8 protein-coding genes and 1 pseudogene are annotated in these 8,710 nt (G+C 69.5%); 6 read left to right on the top strand and 3 right to left on the bottom strand.

All coding sequences use genetic code 11. From position 1 onward, the window contains the following. The first annotated feature begins 480 nt into the window (after window positions 1–480). Window positions 481–708, top strand: coding sequence for a hypothetical protein (locus tag AB0M87_RS33045; RefSeq protein ID WP_365859550.1), 228 nt, complete (start codon window positions 481–483; stop codon window positions 706–708). After that, window positions 708–2,309 (top strand): transporter, encoded by a 1,602-nt coding sequence (locus AB0M87_RS33040; protein ID WP_365859548.1) that lies wholly within the window; start codon window positions 708–710, stop codon window positions 2,307–2,309. Before AB0M87_RS33045 ends, AB0M87_RS33040 begins: the two co-directional genes overlap by 1 nt. 98 nt (window positions 2,310–2,407) lie before the next feature. Here the strand turns inward: AB0M87_RS33040 and AB0M87_RS33035 are convergent, their stop codons facing one another. The 3 genes from AB0M87_RS33035 to AB0M87_RS33025 are packed head-to-tail and all read right to left on the bottom strand — an operon-like array spanning window position 2,408 to window position 5,558. After that, window positions 2,408–3,508, bottom strand: a complete 1,101-nt coding sequence (locus AB0M87_RS33035; protein WP_365859546.1) for a phosphotransferase family protein — start codon at window positions 3,506–3,508, stop codon at window positions 2,408–2,410. After that, window positions 3,508–4,746, bottom strand: a complete 1,239-nt coding sequence (locus AB0M87_RS33030; RefSeq protein ID WP_365859544.1) for an acyl-CoA dehydrogenase family protein — start codon at window positions 4,744–4,746, stop codon at window positions 3,508–3,510. Before AB0M87_RS33030 ends, AB0M87_RS33035 begins: the two co-directional genes overlap by 1 nt. Window positions 4,747–4,775: 29 nt before the next feature. Further along, window positions 4,776–5,558: an SDR family oxidoreductase gene (locus tag AB0M87_RS33025; protein ID WP_365859542.1), complete on the bottom strand. Its 783-nt coding sequence runs from the start codon at window positions 5,556–5,558 to the stop codon at window positions 4,776–4,778. Between the two features lie 191 nt (window positions 5,559–5,749). Between AB0M87_RS33025 and AB0M87_RS33020 the strand changes: the two genes are divergently transcribed. From AB0M87_RS33020 to AB0M87_RS33005, 4 genes and pseudogenes are all read left to right on the top strand, one after another. After that, window positions 5,750–6,358: a TetR/AcrR family transcriptional regulator gene (locus AB0M87_RS33020; protein WP_365859540.1), complete on the top strand. Its 609-nt coding sequence runs from the start codon at window positions 5,750–5,752 to the stop codon at window positions 6,356–6,358. Between the two features lie 281 nt (window positions 6,359–6,639). After that, window positions 6,640–6,795 (top strand): annotated as a pseudogene (locus AB0M87_RS33015) (pirin family protein); the annotation flags it as partial. 27 nt (window positions 6,796–6,822) lie between these two features. Beyond that, window positions 6,823–8,043: an ATP-binding SpoIIE family protein phosphatase gene (locus AB0M87_RS33010; protein WP_365859552.1), complete on the top strand. Its 1,221-nt coding sequence runs from the start codon at window positions 6,823–6,825 to the stop codon at window positions 8,041–8,043. Then, on the top strand, window positions 7,991–8,530 hold the full coding sequence (locus AB0M87_RS33005) for a helix-turn-helix domain-containing protein (RefSeq protein WP_365859538.1): 540 nt from the start codon (window positions 7,991–7,993) through the stop codon (window positions 8,528–8,530). Before AB0M87_RS33010 ends, AB0M87_RS33005 begins: the two co-directional genes overlap by 53 nt. Window positions 8,531–8,710 lie beyond the last annotated feature (180 nt).

Below are 8,710 nucleotides of genomic sequence, written 5' to 3'. Positions count from 1 at the left end.
TGTTCATGCCTTCGGCCAAGATCTTCCTCAGCACAGCGCACCGCCAGGCGGACATCGACGCCACCGCCGACGCCCTCGACAAGATCCTGCGTCAGCTGCCGAGGCCCGCAGCGGGCTGACCGCCGCACGCTGCCCGATGTCGTCGACATCCTGACCGACACCCCGCGCGCCCGGCGTCTCCCACGCCTGTACCCGGCCTCCTGGGCCACGCCGTAAGGCAACCCACCCTCATCAATTGCCGTTGTGACGCCAGACCGGCGCCTCGGCATCAGGCCGCGCCTCTCCCGATCGGTGTGGGCCGCAGCCGACCGACTCCTGTCGCCCGTCCCCGACGGCTGCGACCGCTCCCCACCCCCGTGCGCCGTGGCCGTCTTCCTTCTTCCGGAGAGAGGTCCCGTGCCCTCCGTTTCCTCCCGGCCCCCCGTCCCGCGACGGGGGCTTCCCACGCCAGCGCCCCACTCGTCCCCCGGTGACACGCGGATGCTGGTCACGATCAACGCGCTGCCGCTCGCCGTCGGCGTCCTGCTCTCCTGTTCCACGACCCTCGGAGCGACCGCCGTGTACGGACGCCTCACGCTCGGCCTGGGATGGGCATTCGTGCAGCTCGCCGTCCTCGTCGGCGGGACATGCTGGTACGAGCACCGAGTCGCCTCCTGCACATCGGCGTCGGCGACGACCGCCGCCTCTCCTGCGGCCGGGGGCGCGTGATGACCCCTTACCTCCTGGGCGTCGGCTCGCTCGACCCGATCGGTTCCGAGGCAAGGGGCGCCGTGATCAGCGCGTTCCTCGTCTTCATCGGCGTCTGCCTCCTGTGGGTCTTCACCCTCGCCACCCAGGGCGACGACCTGGAAGGCCTCTACGTCGCCGACCGGTCCCTCGCCCCCGTCTTCAACGGCGTCGCCATGGCCGGAGAACAGATCACGGTCGTCATCCTGGTCACGCTGCCTGGGTCGATCTCCCTCTTCGGCTACGACGGGGTCTCGATCGCCGTCGACAGCGCCATCGCCCTCGGCGTCTTCCTTCTCCTCACCCCGAGGATCCGTGCCACCGGCCGCTACACCCTCGGACAGCTGTTCTCCCTGCGTGTTGAGGGGCCCGGTGTGCGGACGGCGGGCGCGGTGGTCACCCTGTGCATCGCCGTCCCTCTGCTCATGGTCCAACTGCGGGCCGGCGGCGTCACCACGGCTCTCCTGATCGGCATGCCGAGCGAGACGGCCCAGGTGGTGTGCACGGTCATAATGGGATGCCTCATCGCATGCTTCGCCGGCGTGGCCGATCTGCGCGGCACCAGCTTCGTGCAGGTCGTCAAGGTGCCCGTGGCCCTGACGACGCTCGCCGTGGTGACCCTGCTGGCGCTCCGCGTCTTCGCCTGGAGTCCCGGAGACCTGCTCTCGGCCGCCGTGCACAAGAGCACGTCCCCGCACGCATACCTCAGTCCCGGGTTGTGGGCGCACGCCACGGGTCTCGGGCCACTCAGCGCGATCAGCGACCACATCGTCGTCATCCTCGGCACCGCGATGATGCCCCACCTGATCCTGCGCGTCAGCGCCGGCCGGGACGTGCCCGCCGCCCGGCGCTCCATGAGCATCGCCGTAGCACTGAGCGGTCTCTTCTTCCTGCTCCTGATCACGACGGGCTTCGCCGCGGCCGCGGTGGTGGGCAGCGGACAGATCGGGGCGGTCGACGCGAAGGGACAGGGAGCCCTGATCCTGCTGGCATCGAGCGTCCTGCCCCACCATTCCACGGGCCGGGTCGTACTCATCACCCTCGTGGCCTGCGTCGCCTTCCTCGCCGTCCTCACGGCCGTGGCCGCCGTGACCTTCGCCGCCGCCGTCTCCATGGCCCGCGACCTGTTCGGACGGAAGGACCGTTCCAGGAGCGCCATCGGCGAGCTGGGAGTCCTGCGGCTCTCCGTCGTCGCGCTCTGCGCGGTAAGTCTGGTCCTCACCGTCGCAGCACACCGCTACCCGATCGAGTTCCTCCTCGCGTTCTCCATGAGCGTCGCGGCCTCGTGCGTGTTCCCCGCGCTCGTCTACTCCTTCCTCTGGACCGGCTTCAACCGGCGAGGGCTTCTGTGGCAGGTGTACGGAGGACTGTCCCTCTGCATACTCCTGACCCTTTTCTCCCCCGGTGTTTCCGGGACGGTCTACGCGCTCCTGCCCCAGGAGGACTTCGACTTTTTCCCGCTCGGCGCCCCCGGGCTGGTCTCCGTCCCGACGGCCTTCCTCCTGGGATGGCTCGGCAGCGCGCGTCCGTGGAGGCGGACCGCCCGGATCCGGCGAACCGAACGGAGTGGTGTCACCGGCTGAGTCCGCGGGGCGCCGACCCCGAACTCGATGGTGGTGAGGCCTCCGTGAGGGAGGCCTCGCCACTATCGGCAACAAGGAGCGGCCGGCACCGTCGGCTGTCAGCGGCAACCGGTCGCCGTCAGGCTGGCGTATTGCCCGGCCCGCTCCAGCAGACGGGGGACTCCCGTCTCGAGCGAGGGCCCGAAGGCCGTGTCGTGGGGACGCTCACCACGCTGCCAGCGGGTGTAGATGGCCTCGCAGAAGATCGCCGCCTTCCACAGCGCGAGGGTCTGGTACCACGGCAGCGACGTCAGATCGAGGCCCGTGTGGTGCTGGTAGCGCTCTGCCAGCTGGCGCTGGGTGAGGTAGCCGGGGGACCGGGTCACCTTGGTGAGTTCGAGCGGGGTGGTGGGGTGGCCCGCCTCGGAGTAGGTGGCGGTGAGGTAACCCAGGTCCGCCAGCGGGTCACCGAGGGTCGCCATCTCCCAGTCCAGGATCGCGAGGACCTTGGCGGGCGCCTGTGGGGCGAACATGAGGTTGCCCATGCGGTAGTCGCCGTGCACCACCGAGGCCGCCTGGCTCGCCGGCAGGTTGCGTGCCAGCCAGTCCGAGATGCGCTCCACCGCCGGCAGGCTGCGGGTGGTGTTGACCTCCCAGAGCCCGTGGAACCTCTCGACCTGGCGCCGGAGGTACCCATCGGGGGAGCCCAGGGTGGCGAGCTCCCCTCCGGTCACGTCGATGCCGTGCAGGGCCACGAGGGTGTCGACGACCGCCTCGCTGGTGGCCCGGCGCTGTTCGGCGGGGGAGAGATGGGTCGGGATCGTGTCGGTGATGACCGTCCCGTCGATCCGGGACATGAGGTAGAACGGCACCCCCAGAAGCGACTCGTCCTCGCACACCGCGAGGATCTCCGGCACCGGCACCCCGTGCCCGCCGAGGACCTTCTGGATGCGGGCCTCGCGCACCATGTCGTGCGTCGACTTCGGCAGCGGCGGGCGCGGGCCGCGGCGCAGGACGACGCACTCGCCACCCCGCTCGATCAGATAGGTGACGTTGGACTGGCCGTCGCCGATGCGCTGCCACGCCAGCGGGCCGGTGCCGATGCCGTGTGCGTCGAAGAAGCCGGTGACCGCGTCGAGGACCAGGAGTGGAGGGCTGTCGAGGTGGCGGGCCTTCTCCCAGCTCGCGACGACTTCCACGCCGTCGGGGACGGTTTCCATCACGCGCCCCCGTCCCGGCCGACGACGGCGTCGCCCCGGTACGGCTCACCGGCGCGGACCGCGGCGGCGCGGCCGGCCGAGGCCCGGCGGGCGATGACCCACCGGTGGGTCTCGTTGGAGCCGTCGTAGATGCGGAACGGGCGGACCTCGTTGAGGTACTGCGCCAGCGGGAGCCCGTCGGAGACTCCGTCCCCGCCGCAGATCTGGATGGATCGGTCGATCACCCGGAAGATCGCCTCGGAGCAGTGGACCTTCGCGATCGACGACATCGCGGACCCCGCCTTCGGATCGCCGTGCAGCAGTGCCGCGGTCTTGGTGATGATCGCGTCGGAGGTCTCGATGTCGATCACGGACTCGGCGATCAGGTGCTGTGCCAGGCCGAGCGAGTCGATCGGACCACCGAACAGCTCTCGCTTCCCGGCCCGGTCCAGGGCGATGTCGTGTGCCCGGCGCGCCAGTCCCAGCCATCGCATGCAGTGGGTGAGACGGGCCGGTCCGAGCCGCACCTGGGCGTAGCGGAAGCCGAGGCCCACCTCGCCGAGCACCGCCTCGTCGGGGACGAAGCAGTTCTCGATGTACACGTGCGGGTGGCCGCCGTCGATGGAGCGGTCGATGGTGTGGATCGCCTCGCCGATCCGGATGCCGGGGTTGGTCATGTCGACGAGGAACATGGTGGCCCCTTCGGGGGAGCCGTCCAGCGCCGGGGTCCGTGCCATCACGATGCAGAAGCCGGCGCCGACGGCGCCGCTGGTGAACCGCTTGTGGCCGTCGATGATCCAGCCGCCCGCGGTGCGCACGGCCTTGGTCCGCAGTGCCGCCGGGTCGGATCCGGCTCCGGGGTGGGGCTCGGTCATGCCGAAGCACGACCGTACGTCCCCCGCGGCCAGAGGCGCGAGATAGCGCTTCTTCTGCTCTTCGGTCGCGATCAGGTTGAGCATGTGCATGTTCCCCTCGTCGGGGGCCATGCAGTTGAGCGCGCTGGGGCCGATCGGCGAGTAACCGGCCTCTTGAAGGATCGGCGACCAGTGCTCGATGGGCACCCCTTGCCCGCCGTACTCCTTCGGCACGTGGGGCGCGAAGACGCCAGCGTCCTTCGCCGCCGCCTGCAGCCGGTCTCGGGTGACCTGGTCGAGACGTCCGCCCGGTGCGGGCTCGGAGTCGACGACGACCTCGCGGACGAACCGGCGGGTGCGCTCACGCAGCTCCGCCACTTCGGGGGGAAGGTGGGTGAAAGTCATGACAGTCCTTTCGGGGGTTGGCGGGGTCGTCACGCGGTGCCGCCGGCGACCGTGAGGCCGCCGTCGACGGTGAGAACGTGGCCGGTGACCCAGGAGGAGTCCGTCGAGGCCAGGTAGGCGACGGCGGAGGCGATGTCCGAAGGGACGCCCATGCGCCGCAGCGGATACCCCTCGGCGACCTCGGCCTCCTTGCCCTCGTACAAGGCTTCGGCGAACCGCGTCTTCACCACGGCCGGAGCCACGGCGTTGACACGGATCTCAGGGCCGAGCTCGACGGCCAGGGTCCTGGTCAGGTGGGACACCGCCGCCTTGCTCACGCCGTAGAGACCGATGCCGGGTGCGGGGGTGTCGCCGGTCACCGAGGAGAGGTTCACGACGGTGCCCTGGCGCTCGGTGAAACCGAGCTTCGGGTGGGCCACCGCGCCCTGGACCCAGGCGAGGGTGGCGAGGACGTTGACCTCAAGCACCTTGCGGGCGACATCGAGGTCCAGGCCGACGACGGGGCCGTACGCCGGGTTGATGCCCGCGTTGTTCACCAGGACGTCGAGCCGGCCGAACTCCTCCGCGACCGTGTCGAGGACCTCGCGGCGGTGGTCGGGATCGTCGGCCTTCCCGGCGACCGTGATGACGCTCCCCGGAGGGAGAGCAGCCGCGGCCTCCTCGAGGGGCCCGGCCTTGCGCGCGGTGAGACACACGCGCGCCCCTTCGGTGACGAGGCGCTCGGCGACGGCAAGACCGATACCCCGGCTGGCGCCGGTCACGATGGCGGTTCGGCCCGAGAAACGGCCCTGATGGTTGGGGTGGTCGCTCATGAATCAGTCCTTCGAGGGAAGCCGGGCCGCAAGGCCAACGGCGTACCGATCGGTCGCTCGGTTACCGAGCGGCCGTTCGGTAAAGTGAAGGGAAGTGCCTGAGGTATGTCAAGAGGGCTGCTGCCGGGCAGGGCGGGGCGGCACTGCATACTGTGCCGACGCGATCAGCATCCGGGGGAAGGAGGGCTGTGATGGAGGCCGACGCCAGAGCGGACTGGAGGTCGTACCAGGGCAGCGGACTGCCGCCGATCCTCATGAGCGCGCTGAGGTGCTTCATGGAGCACGGCTACCACGGCACGACGGTCCGGGAAGTGGCCGCGCGTGCGGAGCTCTCGGTGCCGGGGCTTTACCACCACTACCCGGCGAAGCAGGACCTGCTCGTCGCGATCGTCTCACACGCCATGGACGACCTGTGGGAGCGCAGCACCGCAGCCCTGGAGGAAGTCGGTTCCGACGTCCGGCGACGGCTCGACCTGCTCGTGGAGTGCCTCGTGCTGTTCCATGCCCACCGGCGGGAGCTCGCGTTCATCGCCTACAGCGAGATCCGCAGCCTCGCGGGAGAGGTGCGCGACACCTACATCGGCGCCCGTGACCGCCAGCAGCGTCTGATGGACCAGGTGCTCCAGGACGGCGTCGAGCGGAAGGAATTCACGACCGAATACCCGCGCGAGGTCAGCAGGGCGATCGTGACCATGTGTACCGGCGTCTCCCAGTGGTATCGGCCCGAGGGCGAATACACCCCGCAGCAACTGGCGGAGCGCTACCGCGCCATGACGCGCATGATGGTGGGCGCGGCCTGACCGGCGCCCGTACGAGGCCGGCCAACCCGGCCTGCCGCCGTCCGGAGGGTGGTCAGGAGGATGCGAGCGTTCGCCCACACCTGTGCCGATGGGGCCGGTCCCTGGGGGCGACGGCGATGGCCGCCTGTGTCACCTGTGTCCGCCGTTCCGACGGTGCTTGCCCGCGCCCGGGGCGGAAGACCGCAGGGGCAGCAAGGTGCCGACGCTGCCACTTTGCCGACCTTTAGCCGTTCAACGAACCGTTGACCTGAGTAAACGCCATCGAGGAGCGTGCTGTGGGGAACTTCATCGGCCGATCCGGTGATGAGATCGCACAAGCGCGCGAGGACTGGGAGGAGAGCTCGCGGTTCGGCGGGGTCCACGGCTACGAAGGCGCCCGACTGTCCGCCCCGGAGCTCCCCGCCACCCCGCTGAAGCCGCGCGGGCGAGTGCGCTGACCTTGGGAAACGTGTGGGTACGACGTCATCCCGCTGTCCGGGGCGCGCGTCGGGCTTGTGGTCGGGGATGTGGCGGGCCATGGAATGAACGCTGCCGCCACCATGGGGCGTCTGCGCACCACTGTGGCCGCCCTTGCGGCGCTCGATCTCGCGCCCGAGGAACTTCTCGCCCGCCTGGACGACCTGGTGGTGCAGTCCGGCGCCGTCCGGACGGCGGATGAGGCGGAGGACCAGGCGTTCGGCGTCACCTGCCTTTACGCGATCTACGGCCCGGCTTCGCGTATCTGCGTCGTGGCGCGAGCGGGTCATCCTCCGCTAGTGCTGGTCACCCCCGGCGGACGCGCCGAACTCCTTGACCTCCCTGCCGGGCCGCCGCTGGGCCTGGGTGGCCTTCCCTTTGAGAGCACGGAAGTCCAGCTGCCGGAAGACGCTGTGCTCGCGCTCTACACCGACGGGATGGTGGAGAGTCGAGACAGGGATATCGATGTCGGGAATCGCGCCTTGTGCGAGGCGGTCTCCCGTTCTGACCGCGGCCCGTTGGAAGACCTCTGCGACAACGTCACCGCCGCGTTGCTGCCGCGGCCGCCGGAGGACGACGCCGCCTTGCTCCTGGTCCGGGTGCACGCCCTGGCCGAGGACCGGGTGTCCACGTGGGACATACGCGACGATCCCGGCGACGTGGCCCGGTCGCGGTCGTTGGTCTGCGAACGGCTCGAACAGTGGGCAGTAAACGAGGGCGCATCGTTCACTGTCGAGCTCGTCGTCAGCGAACTGGTCACCAACGCGATCCGCTACGGGCGCCCCCCGATCCGACTGCGGCTGATCCGGGAACGTGGACTGATCGTCGAAGTCTCCGACGGCGGACACACCTCCCCGCACCTGTGGCGAGCCGCGATGGAGGATGGAGGAGGCCGCGGCCTCCTCGTCGTCGCACAACTGACTCAAACCTGGGGAACCCGCTACACACCGGCCGGCAAGACGATATGGACCGAAGTGTCTTTGGACTCCAACAGGTTGGAAGCCTTGGCGCCGGCGACGTCGGAGCGGCACTGGCCACGCGGTTTCGTCGAAGGCGGAAGGAGAGACGTGGTACCGTTCAAGTGGTTCAAACGACTGAGTCACTTATTGGGAGTGTGGGATGGCATACGTGTCGGCGGAGGCGCGGCGGGAGCAGTTGATCGAGGCGGCTGTGCGGGTGATCGCTCGCGAGGGTGCCGACGGAGCCACCACCCGGAAGATCGCCGATGAGGCCAAGGCGCCTCTTGCCTCCCTCCATTACTGCTTCCAGAACAAGGAGAATCTCCTGCTCGCCGTGTTCGAGCAGCTCTCCGACGAGCTGCCCGTCGGCGTCGATCTGTCGGAGGACAGGAAGGCGAGCCTGGGGCAGGTCGCCGAGCGGCTCTTGACGCGCGCTATGCGGTGGTGTGTGGAGCACCCCGTCCGGACGCGGGCCATGCTCGAGATCCTGCTGTGGGCCGAGCGCTACGACCCTGAGCTTTCCGCCGGCTTCTACAAGGCCTTTTACAACAGGTCGGAAGACCATTTCCGCCAGGCTGACATGACGCTCTCGGACGAGGAGCTGCACTCCACGGTGAGGGTTGCGATCGCCCTGGTCGACGGGCTTTCGCTGCAGATGCTCACGAGCGGCGACAAGGGGCGCACGCTGCGTGACACGGCGACCGCCTGCGCGATGCTGAGGGCCTTCCTGGGTGAGGCTGCGCGAAACGCCGCCTGAAGGGGGCGGCGTTTCCGGACACTGGAGCGAAGTCCGGAACCGCCGGCGTCACGAGCGCAGCTGACGTTGGGTTGCAGCCCTACCCACTGACGACGGTGCACCCCGGGAAGTCGTTCGTCATGCTCGAGGCGCGGGACGACCTCGGGGGTACGTGGGACTTGTTTCGGTATCCCGGGATCC

Source organism: Streptomyces sp. NPDC051320, assembly GCF_040682175.1.
Taxonomy (GTDB): Bacteria; Actinomycetota; Actinomycetes; order Streptomycetales; family Streptomycetaceae; genus Streptomyces.
This window is presented reverse-complemented; position numbering and strand designations above follow the sequence as displayed.

Bases quoted from the DNA above. Each gene is read 5' to 3' on its own strand.
- AB0M87_RS33045 (WP_365859550.1), top strand. From the start codon at position 481: ATGCTGGTCACGATCAACGCGCTGCCGCTCGCCGTCGGCGTCCTGCTC.
- AB0M87_RS33040 (WP_365859548.1), top strand. From the start codon at position 708: ATGACCCCTTACCTCCTGGGCGTCGGCTCGCTCGACCCGATCGGTTCC.
- AB0M87_RS33035 (WP_365859546.1), bottom strand. From the start codon at position 3,508: ATGGAAACCGTCCCCGACGGCGTGGAAGTCGTCGCGAGCTGGGAGAAG.
- AB0M87_RS33030 (WP_365859544.1), bottom strand. From the start codon at position 4,746: ATGACTTTCACCCACCTTCCCCCCGAAGTGGCGGAGCTGCGTGAGCGC.
- AB0M87_RS33025 (WP_365859542.1), bottom strand. From the start codon at position 5,558: ATGAGCGACCACCCCAACCATCAGGGCCGTTTCTCGGGCCGAACCGCC.
- AB0M87_RS33020 (WP_365859540.1), top strand. From the start codon at position 5,750: ATGGAGGCCGACGCCAGAGCGGACTGGAGGTCGTACCAGGGCAGCGGA.